We start from the raw sequence: 17,129 nt of genomic DNA, 5'->3' as shown, positions 1-17,129 counted from the left end.
TTCAATTATTTAAGCAGCTACTTTAGCTCTTTTTAAACGACGTTTAATATTTCCTTGTACCACATAATGGTCAATTAACGGTGCAAATGTGTTCATCAATAAGACGGCCAACATTACTCCTTCGGGGTAAGCCGGGTTAAACACACGTACCATAATGGCTAAGAATCCAATTAGGAATCCGTATATCCACTTTCCTTTCTCTGTACGAGTAGCCGAAACCGGATCGGTAGCCATAAACACAGCACCAAAAGCAAATCCACCTAAACAAATATGGTGTAAAGCATCTACCTGCATTAATGCGTTGGCGCCCCAAAGGTTAAAGATTAAGCCCATGGCATATCCACCTGCAAAAACAGATAGCATAATTTTCCAGCTTCCAATACCTGTATAAATAAGGATGGCTGCACCAATTAAAATGGCTAGTGTAGACGTTTCTCCAATTGAACCAGGTATCATTCCGATAAAGCTCTCCATAATGGAATGACTTGGCGCCATACCCGAAGCAGCTTGCCCCAATGAGGTAGCTCCTGAGAATCCATCAACAACACCTTCTCCTTTAGTCATGCCTGAAATCCAAACCAAGTCACCCGACATTTTTGATGGGTAAGCAAAGAAAAGGAAAGCACGAGCCACCAAAGCTGGGTTCCAAATATTCATACCAGTACCACCAAACACTTCTTTACCAATTACTACGGAAAAAATTGTGGCTACTGCTACCATCCATAATGGTATATCAACAGGTAATACCAATGGAATTAACATACCCGATACAAGAAAACCCTCTTGTACCTCGTGACCTCGCATTTGTGCGAACATAAACTCTACTCCCAGTCCTACACCATACGAAATAATAACGATAGGTAAAACTTTAAGTGCTCCATGTCCTACTTCCATCCAAAAAGTAGCATCAACGCCCATCGCTAGATAGTGCTGATAACCTGTGTTCCAAATACCAAATAGCAAAGCAGGAATTAATGCTTTCACCACCAATGCCATGGTACGTTTCAAATCAACCGCATCGCGCACGTGAACTCCATTTTTGTTCGTTGTATTCGGAACAAAGAATAAAGTTTCAAGAGCATCAAAGGTCGAATGAAATTTCTCAAACTTCGCGCCCTTCTGAACGTGAGGTTTAATGTTATCTAATAAATTTCTTAACGCTTTCAATGTTATTTTTTTTAGTATCAAGATTTAAAGTATCAAGTATCAAGATGAAATGCAGCTTACTTATTTGGTATTAGCAAATAATCTTGCGTCTTGACACTTAAGTCTTTTGTCTTAAAAATTAACTCAACTCTTTAATCATTAAATCAATACCTGTACGCAATACCGATTGCAATGGTTGCTTTGAAGTACATACAAACTCACAAAGAGCGATGTCTTCTTCGGCTAACTCATAGATACCTAATTGCTCCATTTTATCAATGTCTTCAACCAAAATAGCTCTGAATAAGAACTCAGGAAGAATATCCATCGGCAGTACCTGATCGTATTGACCCGAAACAACAAAAGAACGAAGACCTCCGTGCATGTTAGCATCTAAGCGGTATTCTTTCTTTTTGCACATCCAGCTAAAGAATGAGCGCGACATACTGAATTTACCAAAGCCAGGTGTTGCCCAACCCATAAATTCGTAATAATCTCCCTCAGGAATAACGGTTACCTGAGAATGATATACACCTAAGTATCCGTCTTCGTCAATGTGCGAACCAGTTAATACGTTACCACTGATATAGCGCAACTTATCATCGGTTTTAACATTGTTCTTTACTAATGTAGAGATGCTGGCGCCAACTTTTGTTTTGTAGTAAGCCTTTTTTTCTACTTCGCTACCTGCAACAACAACCGTGCGGTTAGCATCGTAAATACCTTCGGTAAATAATTTTCCGATGGCAACAATTTCTTGCGGTTGAGCAACCCATACAACTTCACCTTTGTTAATTGGCAAAGTGTGATGAATTTGAATACCTACATTACCAGCCGGGTGTGGGCCTTCGAATGCATGTACCTGAACACCTTTAAGGTTGTTGAAAATTTTTGAAGCCGCATCGTGCTGTACACCAACATGCACATTATCGCACAATTGCTTCACCACATTTATACCTGCCTGAAGAGCATCTTCGCTACCAGAAAGGATGAAATCCATATCGGGTGCTAAAGGAGCACTATCGAAGCCAGAAATAAAGAATGCTTTTGGCGTTTCGCTTGCATTAGCAATAACATCATACGGACGCTTGCGAATGAAAGGCCAAAGACCAGCAGCTTGCAATTTCTCAACGATTTCTTCTTTGGATAGATCGGCAGGATTGGCAGTATCAAACTGCTCCTTATCATCCGAACCATCAGACTTAACGACTACTTCAAGGATTCTTCGGCGTTCGCCGCGATTAACCGCAACCAACTCCCCACTTACAGGAGACACAAATTTTATTTCCGGACGATTCTTGTCGAAAAATAAAACTGTACCCGCTTTCACCTTGTCCCCAACTTTAATTGCCATTTTAGGAACCACACCATGAAAATCGGTGGGTTTCACTGCAAAAAGCTCGGGTAATTCAGCCTGACCAAAAACCTTGTCCGCTTTACCGGCAAGTTGGATATCAAGACCTTTTTTAATTTTGATTACCTCTGACATATTTGAAAAACGGTTTTCTTATTTTTACGCGCAAAAATACATAAATTTATCACTAATCCATATATATTGCGCTTGTAAAACACATAATTACATGGATAGCTTTAATAAATATAAATATATAGATACTCTACTTAAGCGTTTACCTTTGTTTTTGACAATTGGCACAAAGTCAACAATTGCCTTGTTGGCTATCTTATTTATTAATAATCAAACATTAATAAGCAATAATCCTGTTCAAACAAATGCCAATATTAAAACAGTTCAGCTCTATAAAAAAGGCTGGAATATGTCTTACCCTATCATCAATCTTTATCCACAAGAGCAATTAACATTGGAGTTTGATGACTTTGCTTATGAAAGTAAAAACTACCAATACAGTATCGTTCATTGTACGGCCGATTGGGAGGAGTCAAACTTGATGCAAACGGAGTATGTGGATGGTTTTATGCCCAATTCGGTTTATGATTATCAATATTCGTTCAATACAACTTTTGATTACATTCATTACACCTTAGATTTTCCGAATAAGGATATCAAGCTTAAGATATCGGGCAATTACCTTATTAAAATATTTGAATTGGGATACGAAGATGAACCCGTGCTTGTTCGTCCTTTTTATGTGAGCGAATCGGCTGTTAGCATTTTTCCTCGCATTAAATACACATCCAATTCTAACTTCCGAGAGACAATGCAGGAGGTTAACTTTAGTATACAACACCCCAACTTTCGTATTAACAACCCGCAAGATGAAATAAAAGTCGTGGTTCAACAAAATGGACGTTGGGATAGTCAGATTGATGACTTAAAACCATTATTTATCAGACACAACGAATTGGATTACTCGTACAACCGAGAGAATTTATTTGATGGTGGTAACGAATACCGATGGTTAGATATACGAAGCACTCGGTTTGCGCCCGAGCATGTTGCTGATATCGCTTTTTTTGACCCACACTATCATTTCACATTGTTTCCAGATAAATACCTAAGTGAGAAACCCTACTTCTATCGTGAGGATTTTAACGGCAAATACTACATTGAAGTTAAAGAAAATAGAGATCCATTTATAGAAGCCGATTATGTTTACGTGCACTTTAAGCTACCAGTTCAAGCACCTTATGTTGATGGTCAAATATATGTTACTGGCGGTTTGAATGATTGGCAGTTAAACGATGCCAATAGGATGGAATATAATTTCAATACTCGTATGTATGAAGTTACCTTACTATTAAAACAGGGGTTTTACAATTACCAATACCACTTTTTAGAAGATAAACACCATCAAGCTGAGGTAGAGCGCTTTGAAGGCAGCTTTGGCCAAACAGAAAATGACTACATCATATATGTTTATTATCAAAACATTAGCGACAACTACCAACGACTGATAGGTGTTAACATTTCCAATTCCTTGAAATATAGCATGAAGAAATGATAAGAATTCTTGACTAAGATTTGATTTACTTCGTCCCTATATTCTTAATCAAACTAATTCTTAGTTGGCTCAACACCTTAACCACAGCTTACTTATTGATTACATGCACAATACCATTAACACGACAACACATCTCATCAAAATAAATCTAGTTTAGAATTAGTCTAAGAACCAATATATAGAAAGATTTCTATATTTAAACATGAATATATCTGTATTCATATCTACACATAAAATTCAAGTACTATGAAAAAATTCTATGTAATTACTTTGGTTATTGGACTGCTATTACCTTCCATAGCCAATGCGACCGATGGCTACTTTGGGGTAGGCTATGGTGCACAAAACAAAGGTTTAGCTGGTGCGGGCGTGGCCTGGTACAAGTACTCACTAATGAATGGCAACCCAGCAGGTAACGTATTTCTAGGTAAACAATATCAAGTTGGAGTTGGCTTCTTTAATCCCAATAGACAATATACCGTTGAAGGGAATCCTTCTATGATGCCTGGTACGATGGGGTTAATGCCTGGTACTGTAGAGAGTGATTCAAAATTATTTATTATGCCTAGCATTGGTGCAAATTGGATGATAAATGAAAAAAGTAGCTTTTCTGCAACACTATTTGGGAATGGCGGTATGAACACAGATTACCCTACAATGACATTTGGTGATCAATCTTCAGCCACAACAGGAGTTGATTTGGGACAGATGTTCTTAGGCTTGACTTATTCACGAATGCTGGGTGAAAAACATAGTTTAGGTATTACACTACTAGGTGCCTATCAATACTTTGAAGCAACAGGACTATCAGAATTTGCACCAATGTCAAGTAATCCAGACAAATTAACAGCGAATGGTCATGATAACTCATATGGTGTTGGTTTTAAGCTAGGTTACATGGGACAACTCACTGACGCTTTATCTGTTGGAGCAAGTTATCAACCGAAGTTAAAAATGAGTGAATTTGATGAATATGCTGGTCTTTTTGCAGAACAAGGAGGTTTTGACATACCCTCGAATTTCACCGTTGGAGCAGCTTTCCAAGTGAATGACAAACTAACTGCGATGTTTGACTTCAAACGTATTAACTATTCGGAGGTTGCCTCTATTGGTAATCCAATGGATCCAATGGCATTACCACCCGCATTTTTAAACCCAGGTGGCGATCCAAGTAATCCTGGTGACTATACTCCAAACCCTAATCATGTTCCTCTGGGAGCGGATGATGGCTCAGGATTTGGCTGGAATGATATTAATGTTTACAAAATTGGTCTTGAGTTTGACAATGCTAATAGTTGGGTATTCCGTGGTGGTTTCTCACATAATGATCAACCAATACCGGAAAGCGAAGTGATGTTTAACATCTTAGCACCTGGCGTAATTGAGAACCACATTACTTTAGGTTGCTCCAAAGCATTTGGAGAATCGGGCAAAGCACTTCACTTAGCAATGGTATATGCTCTACCTGCAACAGTTAAAGGTTATAATCCTTTTGATTTCGATCCTGAGCAAGCTATGTTAGGCAATATGGTACCCAACCAAACCATAGAGTTAGAAATGAATCAATTTGAATTGGAAATTGCATTCACCTTCTAATTTAAAAAATTATATTACATTAAACAGCCGACTATTTACAGTCGGCTGTTTTTGGTTATCACTATTGGGTAATACCGATTTCTATTCAAAATACGCCTTTCGTTCACTTCAGTCCCACGACAATTGCATTTAAGATTCAACCACAAAGTGGTTGAATAAGAATAACCCCAGATAAAATCTGGGGCAAATTAAAATTCTCAATTATAGAATTATAAAGGGATTCAACTTTTAAATGCGAATTGCCGTGACTTCAGTCCTAAAAGCACTATGAATATGTATCGGCATTATACTAGTGCATTTTAATATTTTTACCGATTACGAATCAAAACGATTGATAAAAAATCCATCTATGATTCTGTTTCGGCATTAACCTATGATATAAGCAAAATGCTTTAACAATCATTTTGTTATTCATTTGGTATTATACGGTATGCACTTCCTCTTTCCATAACCTCATCATCCAGTCACGGAAAACGAATACGACTCATTCACCAAATAAAACGAGGGATTCGTCAAAAAACACAAGCTTGTTACCGCAGACAAATTCAAACACGACTTTTATCATATTCTTACTTTTTAGGGCATCATATCTTTAGTTAACATTTATCAGTTTTAGATAGGTGAGACTTCGTTAACCCTAACAAACTAAAGAAATGGCAAAACCCAAAGCGCGCAAAAAGAGAACTACTAATGCTCCATTCAATAAAATGGAGGCTATCAAACCATTTATTATACGATTACATGAACTGTGCAAGGCAATTGACTGTGATGCGATGCAATACATTACCAGTCAAAGCGACTTGTTGCTGTTGGCGAATTACCGATTCAGAATTGGATCAATTAATAATATCAGTAACGACTATCAATACACCAGACCATTCAAGTCCATTTTTAATAAAATGATTAAAGATACGCTCAAGCATCGTAAACAAACCTTAACAAACTTCCCTATTAGCACAAGCTTTGAAGATGTGACCTATCTGGATGCTCTCACCATTTTCCTTGATGAAAACAGGCTTAAAAACAAAGCTTTGTCAGACATGATACTTTCTAAAATAAAGCCTTACTATAATTGCAAAAACAGCAAACTCTACCACTTGCTTCAGAACGATCTATTAATGCTTACATTCTTAGAAAACCTACCAGACGAAGCCATGCTTTCAATTGGTTACACGCCATCTGTTATTACACATAAGCATGGACTTTTTAACACGGAAATGACTTTTCAGCTCTACCTCCGACGCCCCATTAAGGAGAATATTGAAATGAACAGTCAAAAACGGACAGTATTTCAGGTTTACATTCCTCTGTTTACCGATAAACTTCAGCATAAAACCAGCATTAAAACTCATGCTTTAGGTAGCTTATACAATGGCAATGAAGAACACCTTTACGTTTACATACAAGCTCATGCACTTCAACGTTTGCGCGAAAGAGTTGCCCCTTATCATGATATGTATATTAAGCTTCACTTTTCGCTGCTCATGCTAAAGTCAATTTCGCCTATTTGTCGAAGCGAGAAGCTCTTTATTCCGTATAAACTCAATTCGATAATCATTGGCTATTTTGTTGCGGTGCTTATTGTCGATAAAGTGGTGATTAAAACCTTTATACTGGCCACCCATGCTTCGGCTCCCGAAGGGCGAAAATTCCAGCAACTCACTGGTTTTAGAAAACATGATATGAGTTACTGGGACATTACCAAACTCGATACGTTTATTTATAACAATATGACACCGGACAATGCGCTATATCCATATTTTAAGGAAAGCGGCTTATTACCCTTATTTGATTTAGATGACAAGAATATTTTGCCCGAAGATAAAAGTAACAATGTGGCCAACTGGCAACACATGCTCAATTGCATTAGCAAACAACAAATTCACAAGAACCTGAGTCAGCAAGATTTCCAAAACACTAAACTGGAGGAAGTAATGGTGTGATAATCATACCAACAATGCATTTTATAAAACCTAAACACCCGAATAATGGCCAAGTCTAAGCTCCGAAAAAAGAAACCTGCTACTATTAATAAATCGTCTTCTCAACACAATTTTATAACACGCCTAAAAGAATTGTGTGATCTTGTTCAATGTGATGCCATGTTGCATATTAAAAGCCAGCGCGACATTAATCTTTTAAACATTCACAGATATAGAATCGGACGTGTAAGAAACGTACATAGTGATTATGGACAGGGTAACTACAAACAAAATTACACGAAAATAATTAAGCTTTTTTCCAAGTTTAAGCGAACACAAATCGTTGGCACGAATACCAAAGTCAGCTTGGTTGACCTATGCTATATAAATGCACTAAAAAAGTATATTAATTCGAAATACTTTGAAAACAAACATCTTAAGGAAGAATATCTCGAACAGTTAAACCGCTTCTTTAAAGACGAAGAGGCATTTATAAGCGAAATATTTAACTATTTAAACTTGCTTGCATATTACGACAACTTGCCAAATGCACCTATTTGCTCTTTTGACATTAGTTTTTCACGACACATTGGGTGTGGTTGCCATTTACTTGGCGACATTAATTTTAATGTATACATCCGTCGTCCAATAAAAGAATATGCGACCATTAACAAACAAAGCCGACCTATTTATAAAGTTTTCATTCCGGCTTCAAAACCTGAGTATAATCTGTATTGCCATATTCAACGAAACTTATTAAGTAATTTATACAAAGGAGATAAAGATGAATTAGAAGTATATATTCAAGGACATGCCATAAACAGGTACAAGGAACGTACAAACCCGATTGGTGATATTATAAAGAGATTCCACTTTTCGCAATCGCTAATATGCGACCCCATACCTGTAGTAATTGGGCAGTGTATTTATATCCCCTGCAATATGACCAAGATTCGAATCGGCTATTTTGTTGCTGAAATTATCGATGACATCATTGTTATAAAAACCTTCATTCTGGCCACCCATGCCTCTGCTCCCGAGGGGCAAAAGTTCCAAAAACTAACCGGACTAAGCAAACACGACATGAATTACTGGGACATTACCAAACTTGAAACCTTCATTAACAACACAATGCCATCCGACAATCCGCTTTATCCTTACTTTAAAGAAAGTGGGTTAATATCACTATTCGACTTAGATGATACATTTACATCTCCAGATAAAAAAAGTAACACCGAGGCCACCTGGCAGCACATGCTCAATTGCATTAGCAAGCAGCATATACATCAAAACACCAGTCAGGAAGAAATGGAAAACACTAAACTGGAAGAGTTAATGGTGTGATAATCATTTATGCAAAGCATTTTAGAGAACGTAAATACCCGAACAATGGCCAAATCTAAAACCCGAAAGAAGAAACCTGCTATTGCGCCTGTCAGTAAAACAGAGGCTATCAAACCCTTTGTTAACAGACTCAATGAACTATGTGATATGCTTGGCTGCGATGTTATGCAGCACTTCAGTACTTATAAAGAAATACTAAGAATGGCCAGATGGCGATTCAGAATTGGCAATATCACTGATATAAACAGTGAATACAGCAATAGCAACTACAAAACAAAGTATTCTAAAATCATTAAAAATATTGCAAAAAGTCCTATTCATAAGGTAGAAGGAATAACAGAATATATAAGCCTTGTTGATTTTACCTATTTATGTGCGCTAACCAACTTTTTAGAAAGAGACCCCAACCAGCCCGAGCAAGCACAGGTATACCTACAGCAGCTCAACAATCGCTTTAGCCCAGATAAACTAAGCGCGTACGTTAACCAATGTATCGTTCAGGCATCCTTTACTAAAAATTTGCCCGACCAGTCACTCTGTGCTTTTGATGCAAAAATTATTTCTGTACATCAAAGCAGCTCATTCTATATTGGCGAGTTATTATTTACCATGCGCATCATCAGGCCCCAAAAAGAACACATTGTTATCAACAAGCAAAAACGCCTCATTTACCAGGTGTTTATACCTTGCGGTGGCAAAAGTACAGACCTTGTGCGCAGCAGGTTAAAAACATCGGCACTAAAGCCTTTTTACAAGGGCGATAAAAAAGAACTGTTGATATACATACAAAGCCATGCTATCAGAAGATTTCAAGAACGTACATTACCCATTCACCCCATAATCAGCAATTATGGTTTTAACACTAGCCTGCTGTCGATTGATAAGCCAATTGTTAAAAACAAAAAATTATACCTTCCCTACCATATTAATAATGTTAAGGCAGGATATTTTGTGGCCGAAATAGTTGATGACAAAGTGCTGATTAAAACCTTTATTATTGCCAGCCACGCTACAGCCCCTGAAGGACGTAAATTTCAAGAACTAACCGGTTTGCACAAAATGGATATGAACTACTGGGACATCACCATGCTCAATACGTTTATTTATAATACCATGACGAGCGATAACCCGCTATACCCCTATTTTGAAGAAAGCGGACTTTTGCCCCTTTTCCAACTCAACGAAGACTTGTCGTTTATCGACAGCCCTTCGAAAGATGTTAACTGGCAATCGTTTTCGCAATGCATTCAAAAACACAACAGGCACAATACCCTCAGCAACACAGAGCTGGAAAGCATAGATTTTGCCAATGCTTTGAGCTGAAAACATCAACTTTTTACAGAAACAAGCCATGACTAAATAGTTATTGATTGCCGCAGTAAAGAAAAGGCCCGTGACTAAATAGTTAAAGCATCAATCAATAACGAAAAATGCGATGACTAAATAGTGAAAGCCCATTTCAGGAGTGAAACACCGCTTAACTAAATAGTCATAGCCAATTTCAGCAGAGAAATGCAAAATGACTATTTAGTCATAACAAAAATACCGAGAAGCCTTATGACTAAATAGTCAAAGAACATACAACTAATCTCAACATCATACATTTTTAACCCAAAACAACATTTTATGATTCCAAAAATTTTAACAACCACCCGAGTAAGTGAGCTTAATGGCGTAACACAACAACTCATTGACAAATACACCAAAGGCGATTACAGTAGCGATAGTCATCTGACTCAGTTGTTTGCCAACCTTTCTGACACAAACCAACAGCTTGGCATTGCCATTATGCGACATACAGCACAATCAGAATTAGCCGACCTGGATGCCATAACCGATAATGAAGTAAGTCAATTGCATGGCCTCACCAAAGGTTATACCTGCCACCCTGACGAAGCAATAGCCAATGCTGCCCATATGCTTTTTCAAATGATTGATAAGTATGGTCTGGAGGTGAAGAAAAAAAGCTACCGCGAAGAATACCCGCTTCTTGGCTCAATGCTAACGGAGAGCAAAACGGAACCCTACCCTGCTTCCATTGCCCAACTGGATGGCTGTGCTGAGCGTTTCAACATGCTAGAAACAGCAGTTAATAATTTTAATACCAAGCAAAATGCTTATCTGTCAGTTAAAGATGATGAGCAAAACCTCGCCTCGGCCACTGATATTAAAAAGCAGCTTATTTGCTTTATTAACGAAGAACTGATTGCCTACCTGAATGTGATGCAAAAGGTACAGGCCGATGTTTATAGCGAACTGGCACAACATACTGCCAACCGCATTAGTGAAAGCAATAATGCAGTGCGACTACGCCGCAATAAAGTAGAAGTAAACGAGTAAATTAATTTTAAGCTTGAGATTAGTTGTGGCCCTGCACGTTGTGCGGGGCCTTTTTTACGGTTACATTAATGTTTATTCTAAAGCTTAGATAAATTTTATCACAATAAAACACTATCGCATAAACAAATACCATTAGCCATGAAAACAAAAATTCGAATATCATTTAATTCAACAGGCCTTAAAAGCTTTTATATAGAAAATCCTCGACACCTACCATCACAAGGTGAAATATTCAACTGTAAATGGAGTGATTATATCGAAGACAAAGAGCAGATAAGACGTCTTGAAAAAATCCAGGAAAATGAATGCTGGATGGTCGATAGACTTTCCATTTACTATAGTAAAGACGAAATCATCTGCCAAATCGTACTCTTTGAATCAATTCATTTCGAAGAAGACTGTGGTTAAGACGGTTTATTGATGCAACAACACATTAGAAACTGAAATAAATCTAAACTTTTCTGCATCGAAAAGATAAAAATATACTCCATCAGAAACAGCGACATTTACCGTTTTTAAAAGCATTTAGGCCTATTATGACAAAAAAGTGAGTTAAAAAATATCCAAATTCAGGTCAAACCCTGACATATTTCATGTACAAGAGCTTTTTTATTTCATAGATTTGTTAAAACCAGATGAAAGGATCGATGATTGGGTTATGTTCCATTCATAATTGAGTCATATTAATTGACTAAATAACAACCAAAAAAAAATAAGATCTATGCCAAAAGGAATTTTTCAAGTACCGCCGGCTGTAAATGAGCCAATTAAAAGCTACGCACCAGGTTCACCAGAACGTGCTGATCTAAAAAAGATGTTAGAAGAACTTCGTTCTCAAGAAGTTGACATCCCTATGTTTATTGGTGGTGAAGAAATTAGAACGGGTAATACCAAGCGTATTCACCCACCTCATGAAATTAAGCACACATTAGGCCATTACCACCAGGGTGACGAAACCCATGTACACATGGCTATTGACTCAGCTTTAAAAGCACGCGAAGAGTGGGCTAATCTTAGCTGGGAGCACCGTGCTGCTATCTTTTTAAAAGCGGCTGATTTATTAGCTGGACCTTACCGTCAGTTAATTAATGCAGCAACCATGTTAGGACAATCGAAAAATGCTTTTCAGGCTGAGATTGATTCGGCTTGTGAGTTGGCTGACTTCTTCCGTTTTAACGTTCAGTACATGACCGAGATTTATGCAGGTCAGCCAGATTCGGCTCCAGGCATTTGGGATCGTGTTGAGTACCGTCCATTAGAAGGATTCGTATTTGCTTTAACGCCATTTAACTTTACTTCAATTGCTGGTAACCTGCAAACGGCTCCTGCAATGATGGGTAACGTTACTGTTTGGAAACCATCTAAAACAGCTGTTTACTCGGCTTATTTCTTGATGAAGTTATTTAAAGAAGCTGGTGTACCTGATGGTGTTATTAACTTGGTATATGCTTCGGGTCCTGTTGCTGCTAAAGAAATATTTGCACACCCTGATTTTGCAGGTTTCCACTTTACTGGTTCTACAGGAGTATTCCAAAGCACTTGGAAAGCAATTGGTGACAACATTGAGAAGTACAAAACATACCCTCGTATTGTAGGTGAAACAGGCGGAAAAGATTACATCATGGCTCACAAATCATGTGATGCTAAAGCTGTAGCAACTGCTATTGTTCGTGGTGCATTTGAATACCAGGGACAGAAATGTTCAGCAGCATCTCGTGCTTATATGCCAGCGGGTCGTTGGAACGAGATACGCGGATATGTTGAAGAACAAATGAAAGAAGTGAAAATGGGGCCTCCTGAAGACTTCAGTAACTTTGTAAATGCTGTTATTGACGAAACTTCGTTTGATATATTATCAGGTGCTATTGATGAAGCTAAGGCCAGCAAAGAGGCTGAAGTAATTATTGGTGGTGGCTACGATAAATCGGTTGGTTACTTTGTTGAGCCTACAATTATCTTAACAACTAATCCAATGTACCGCACAATGGAAGAGGAGTTATTCGGCCCAATCTTAACCATTTATGTATATGAAGATAACAAGTTTGAGGAAACAATGGATATCCTTGACTCTACATCGATTTATGCATTAACAGGATGTATCTTTGCTCAAGATCGTTATGTTATTGAACAAGCTACCAAGCGCTTAGTTAATACAGCTGGTAACTTCTACATCAACGATAAACCAACTGGTGCTGTTGTTGGTCAGCAGCCATTTGGTGGTTCTCGGGGTTCAGGTACGAACGATAAAGCTGGTTCGGCCATTAACCTAATGCGTTGGGTTAGCCCACGCACTATTAAGGAAACATTTGTTCCTGCTCATGATTTCAAATATCCATTCTTAGCTGAATAGGTATAAAGATAAGTAGATGATAGAGTTTACTTAAACTCTTGGCATCTGCAAAGTATTAGCAAGGCTTCCGATTGGGAGCCTTGCTTTTTTTATGGATTATAATCTATTTTTGGAAGTTATAATTTCATTACTAAATCGTTATATTTGTCAAAAATAAGCAGAGATGAACTGGTCGAATTTTAAAAAATACATACAACCAATAGTCAGTAATAAGTTCTTTATTGCAACGCTTATCTTCATTATTTACATCACTGCTTTTGATCAAAATAGCTTAATTGATCGCTACCAGTTATCGAAACGTATTAAACAGCTCGAAAACCAGAAAGAACATTACATTAAAGAAATTGATCAGAACAACAGGAAAATGGAAGAGCTACAAAGTAGTGATGACAACCTGGAGAAGTTTGCACGTGAGGAGTATTTAATGAAGAAGAAAGATGAAGTAATTTTTGTGGTTGAAGAGGAATAATCTCTCAAGTTAATCCATCTTACAGTTTTCGAAAACCACATTGTTTGACACAAGCGTAACAAAAACAATTTTATTCATATGAAACGACCATGCAAATTTGCTCATCCAAATTGACACACAGGAGGATGATCAAATTTATTTGGGAGTTCCATGTGGCCTTTGAAAATAAATTTAAACACATGAATATTTATAAATTATTAAGCGTGGTTTACTACGTAGGTATGGCCTTTGTTTTTACGGGCGTTCTAATGCACATGAGCGACTTACCTTATGGAGCATGGTGCTTTGGTTTAGGTGCACTCATTATGTTTGGCATCAGATTGTACAATTTACTAATGGGTAAACCAGAAAACAAAAGAGTGCATAGCATTTTAGTATACAGTGCTTTTATGTTATTACCCGGGACCTGGGCTATGCTAACACATAGGGGCTATTGGATTATTTTCATCTTGCTAACGGCCATTTTAGATAGCTATGCCAGCTTCAGGCGAATAAAAAAATAGCAGCCTTAGCCCTGCTTTTCTCTGTGTCGATACAAATCTAACAACTCAGGCGTATCAAATACATCAGACTCTTCTCCTGTCATTAATTCTTCTAAGTTTAAAGCAGCATCAAACACGGGCATTTTATCAAGAAAATGTTCGTGTGTATAGTTAAGGTATTTTACAACCCTAAAGGCGCTAAAAACTTCGTAAAAACGCTTCTGAAACACTTCTATGGTACTGCAATTATCAACTAAGGACTCAATGGCCTTGAAGAAATCGGAATTAAGCAAATAACTGCGTATACGTCCTCCCACCTTGTGGGTAAATTCTTCAATATTGATGGGCTTTAAAGTATATAACTCATCTTTAATATCAAGAAACTCATTGAGATCGAGAAAGGCTTGTAAATTATAAGTCTGGTATTCTTGATCGGAGCCTAAGAGTGTATTAATAGACGGTCCGGTACCAAAAGGCACCCTGTCAGATGGTCTGGATGATGGATAAACAACCGTGTTACTGATTTCGATAAACTTACCCGATGGTATTATCTTCTGCAAAAAATAAAAATCTTCTCCTGCCTGTTTACGGGGCATCCCTCCTACTTTTAAATAGGTATCAGCTGTGACCGTAAAACAAGAACCCACCGTATGAAAAGCCAAAGGAAATCCAATGTAACGCAAAGCTTGTACGTAATACCGAAGGTGTAGTTCATATTCAGCAATGGCAGCATCGTTTTCTTCTGAAATTGATCCATCCATCGGATGCTCAAAGTAGATATTACAGCCGTTAATCGTACTGTTTGAATAAGCATCAATTATGGCTTCAAAATAATTCTCCTGCACCCTACAGTCGGCATCTAATGATACGATAATACCTCTTGGTTTATTGCCTTTAACAAATGAAAATGCAGCATAATCCATTCCTACCTTACGGGCATTACCAACACCTGCATGCTTTTTGGCAACACCAAAGGCCTTTAAACACGTAATCTTAAACCTATCATTCTCCCATTGACTCTGTTCACTTTGTACCCTATGCAAGAGTTGGTGCTGCCGATCAATCACATCTTGCGAAGCATCATCGCTATAATTAAAAACCAAAACCAGTTCTACCACAGCCTTTGATTGCTTACTTGCTGTCGACAAACTATTCAATAAAATGGGTAAGTCTTCTTCTTCAAGATAAACAGGTACAACAACTTTAATATCACTACTAATAGTTGTATTTATAGCAATCGGATGTTTCTCAAAATACTTTCTAAATACCTTATCCATAACCAATGTTGTCCTAAATATTTTTTTCAATTGGGCTATTCGCCCAAACCCAACTTACTTTTTTAGCTTGATCTAAAAAACTAAGGAAAAAGATCAAGGCTACTTTTTAAATTACTTTCTTATTAGTTCATATCGCCTCAACCTTTCAAAGGTATTCATGATTTCCGCTCCGCTTCAATTTATCTCAAGCTTAAGTGCGGCCGAGTGATTTCCGAATCAAGTTCGGAACTTCTCGGTCTTACTAAAGCTTTCGAGAAAACTAAAGTCATTTAAAAGAGAGGCCATAAGATATGATGCTTAAAAGAACCCCAGTTTTTAATTAACACTAATATCATACTTAATTTCAATCAGTTCGATTCATATCAATAAATCATTTAGGACACTTTTGGTCCATAACAAATGATACGAACTTGTAAAGTTGATAATTCGGTTTGACACACAGAAGATAAATAAATTTTACTTGAGAATTCCATGTGACAAACGAAAGCAAAGTATAAAAATGAAAAAAGGCAGAAGTCGCTTGACCTCTGCCTTTTTATAATACGTTTTAGCTATTACTTAGAAGCCAAATGACGGGCATTTAATACCTCTACAATTTCATTGGTAATATCAACGCCATCAGCTCCATACAGTACATTATCACCTAATGTATTACTTAAAATAACCTTGTAAGGATTTACCTTAGCATACTCATCAAGATAATTCATTAGAGTATCGCGTAACTGACGGTTTAATTTGTCTTGTTCTTTCATCAACTCGTTCGTCAACTGCTGATTCAGCTGTTGTAAATCCTGCTCAGCCTTTGCCAGGCGCTCTTGCTCCTTTTGAGCACGCTCCATACTCAAAAAACCATTGTTTTGAACTTTACGCTGAAACTCAACTGCATCCTGCTGAAACACTTTTGCCTTTTCATTAAAATCAGCTCTTGATGCTTCTTCTTTACCCATTAACTGCTCGTTAACTTCCTTTGCAAAGCTGTAGTTTAATAATAGTGAATCTGTATTAATATAAGCTACAGGAAAAACTTCTCCTCCTTGCACTGTCGTATCGGCTATGTTTTTTGCCTGACTGTTTCCTGAGTTAGAAAAATGCAATACAAATAATATAATAACAGCTACTAATAATACGCCATTCAACACTGTTGATAATTGTTTCATACTCTCCCTAGTGAAATTTAACCTTTTAATTTTACGGAGAACAAATATAACGGATTACCATTCATATAAAAATATTTGCTCTCTTTTTTTAAACTTTCTACACGGCCCTATAATAAAGCACTACA

Annotated in this window: 14 protein-coding genes; 10 read left to right on the top strand and 4 right to left on the bottom strand. The window is 37.4% G+C overall.

What is annotated here, in order from left to right; all coding sequences use genetic code 11:
- Nucleotides 1-9: 9 nt before the first annotated feature.
- Nucleotides 10-1,167 carry an NADH:ubiquinone reductase (Na(+)-transporting) subunit B gene (locus FNN09_RS09425; RefSeq protein ID WP_143301846.1) on the bottom strand — a complete coding sequence of 386 codons (1,158 nt, stop codon included), beginning with the start codon at nucleotides 1,165-1,167 and terminating at the stop codon, nucleotides 10-12.
- A 118-nt stretch (nucleotides 1,168-1,285) separates the two neighbouring features.
- Nucleotides 1,286-2,635, bottom strand: coding sequence for a Na(+)-translocating NADH-quinone reductase subunit A (locus FNN09_RS09420; protein ID WP_143301844.1), 1,350 nt, complete (start codon nucleotides 2,633-2,635; stop codon nucleotides 1,286-1,288).
- Between the two features lie 91 nt (nucleotides 2,636-2,726).
- Between FNN09_RS09420 and FNN09_RS09415 the strand changes: the two genes are divergently transcribed.
- From FNN09_RS09415 to FNN09_RS09370, 10 genes are all read left to right on the top strand, one after another.
- Nucleotides 2,727-4,067, top strand: coding sequence for a type IX secretion system plug protein domain-containing protein (locus FNN09_RS09415; protein WP_143301842.1), 1,341 nt, complete (start codon nucleotides 2,727-2,729; stop codon nucleotides 4,065-4,067).
- Nucleotides 4,068-4,313: 246 nt separating this feature from the next.
- A complete protein-coding gene (locus tag FNN09_RS09410; RefSeq protein WP_143301840.1) occupies nucleotides 4,314-5,663 on the top strand; it encodes an OmpP1/FadL family transporter in 1,350 nt (449 codons plus the stop codon).
- 653 nt (nucleotides 5,664-6,316) lie between these two features.
- Nucleotides 6,317-7,606, top strand: coding sequence for a hypothetical protein (locus tag FNN09_RS09405; protein WP_143301838.1), 1,290 nt, complete (start codon nucleotides 6,317-6,319; stop codon nucleotides 7,604-7,606).
- 45 nt (nucleotides 7,607-7,651) lie between these two features.
- Complete coding sequence (locus FNN09_RS09400; protein WP_143301836.1) at nucleotides 7,652-8,929, top strand: hypothetical protein; 1,278 nt, start codon at nucleotides 7,652-7,654, stop codon at nucleotides 8,927-8,929.
- 45 nt (nucleotides 8,930-8,974) lie between these two features.
- Complete coding sequence (locus tag FNN09_RS09395; protein ID WP_143301834.1) at nucleotides 8,975-10,252, top strand: hypothetical protein; 1,278 nt, start codon at nucleotides 8,975-8,977, stop codon at nucleotides 10,250-10,252.
- A gap of 303 nt (nucleotides 10,253-10,555) precedes the next feature.
- Nucleotides 10,556-11,269, top strand: a complete 714-nt coding sequence (locus tag FNN09_RS09390; protein WP_143301832.1) for a DUF6261 family protein — start codon at nucleotides 10,556-10,558, stop codon at nucleotides 11,267-11,269.
- Nucleotides 11,270-11,407: 138 nt separating this feature from the next.
- Nucleotides 11,408-11,677, top strand: a complete 270-nt coding sequence (locus tag FNN09_RS09385) for a hypothetical protein (RefSeq protein ID WP_143301831.1) — start codon at nucleotides 11,408-11,410, stop codon at nucleotides 11,675-11,677.
- Nucleotides 11,678-11,990: 313 nt separating this feature from the next.
- Nucleotides 11,991-13,619 carry an L-glutamate gamma-semialdehyde dehydrogenase gene (gene pruA / locus FNN09_RS09380; protein WP_143301829.1) on the top strand — a complete coding sequence of 543 codons (1,629 nt, stop codon included), beginning with the start codon at nucleotides 11,991-11,993 and terminating at the stop codon, nucleotides 13,617-13,619.
- A gap of 163 nt (nucleotides 13,620-13,782) precedes the next feature.
- A complete protein-coding gene (locus FNN09_RS09375) occupies nucleotides 13,783-14,088 on the top strand; it encodes a septum formation initiator family protein (protein ID WP_143301827.1) in 306 nt (101 codons plus the stop codon).
- A 179-nt stretch (nucleotides 14,089-14,267) separates the two neighbouring features.
- Complete coding sequence (locus tag FNN09_RS09370; protein ID WP_143301825.1) at nucleotides 14,268-14,591, top strand: hypothetical protein; 324 nt, start codon at nucleotides 14,268-14,270, stop codon at nucleotides 14,589-14,591.
- 5 nt (nucleotides 14,592-14,596) lie between these two features.
- On the opposite strand, the gene FNN09_RS09365 is transcribed toward FNN09_RS09370, so the two are convergent.
- On the bottom strand, nucleotides 14,597-15,847 hold the full coding sequence (locus tag FNN09_RS09365) for a glycosyltransferase family 2 protein (protein WP_143301823.1): 1,251 nt from the start codon (nucleotides 15,845-15,847) through the stop codon (nucleotides 14,597-14,599).
- Between the two features lie 554 nt (nucleotides 15,848-16,401).
- A complete protein-coding gene (locus tag FNN09_RS09360; protein ID WP_143301821.1) occupies nucleotides 16,402-17,004 on the bottom strand; it encodes an OmpH family outer membrane protein in 603 nt (200 codons plus the stop codon).
- Between the last annotated feature and the right edge of the window lie 125 nt (nucleotides 17,005-17,129).

It is taken from the genome of Carboxylicivirga sp. M1479 (assembly GCF_007097485.1).
Lineage (GTDB): Bacteria > Bacteroidota > Bacteroidia > Bacteroidales > Marinilabiliaceae > Carboxylicivirga.
This window is presented reverse-complemented; position numbering and strand designations above follow the sequence as displayed.

Excerpts from the sequence above, each read along its gene's own strand:
- pruA (WP_143301829.1), top strand. The coding sequence starts at position 11,991 with ATGCCAAAAGGAATTTTTCAAGTACCGCCGGCTGTAAATGAGCCAATT.
- FNN09_RS09365 (WP_143301823.1), bottom strand. The coding sequence starts at position 15,847 with ATGGATAAGGTATTTAGAAAGTATTTTGAGAAACATCCGATTGCTATA.
- FNN09_RS09360 (WP_143301821.1), bottom strand. The coding sequence starts at position 17,004 with ATGAAACAATTATCAACAGTGTTGAATGGCGTATTATTAGTAGCTGTT.
- FNN09_RS09420 (WP_143301844.1), bottom strand. The coding sequence starts at position 2,635 with ATGTCAGAGGTAATCAAAATTAAAAAAGGTCTTGATATCCAACTTGCC.
- FNN09_RS09370 (WP_143301825.1), top strand. The coding sequence starts at position 14,268 with ATGAATATTTATAAATTATTAAGCGTGGTTTACTACGTAGGTATGGCC.
- FNN09_RS09395 (WP_143301834.1), top strand. The coding sequence starts at position 8,975 with ATGGCCAAATCTAAAACCCGAAAGAAGAAACCTGCTATTGCGCCTGTC.
- FNN09_RS09410 (WP_143301840.1), top strand. The coding sequence starts at position 4,314 with ATGAAAAAATTCTATGTAATTACTTTGGTTATTGGACTGCTATTACCT.
- FNN09_RS09405 (WP_143301838.1), top strand. The coding sequence starts at position 6,317 with ATGGCAAAACCCAAAGCGCGCAAAAAGAGAACTACTAATGCTCCATTC.
- FNN09_RS09415 (WP_143301842.1), top strand. The coding sequence starts at position 2,727 with ATGGATAGCTTTAATAAATATAAATATATAGATACTCTACTTAAGCGT.
- FNN09_RS09400 (WP_143301836.1), top strand. The coding sequence starts at position 7,652 with ATGGCCAAGTCTAAGCTCCGAAAAAAGAAACCTGCTACTATTAATAAA.
- FNN09_RS09375 (WP_143301827.1), top strand. The coding sequence starts at position 13,783 with ATGAACTGGTCGAATTTTAAAAAATACATACAACCAATAGTCAGTAAT.
- FNN09_RS09385 (WP_143301831.1), top strand. The coding sequence starts at position 11,408 with ATGAAAACAAAAATTCGAATATCATTTAATTCAACAGGCCTTAAAAGC.
- FNN09_RS09390 (WP_143301832.1), top strand. The coding sequence starts at position 10,556 with ATGATTCCAAAAATTTTAACAACCACCCGAGTAAGTGAGCTTAATGGC.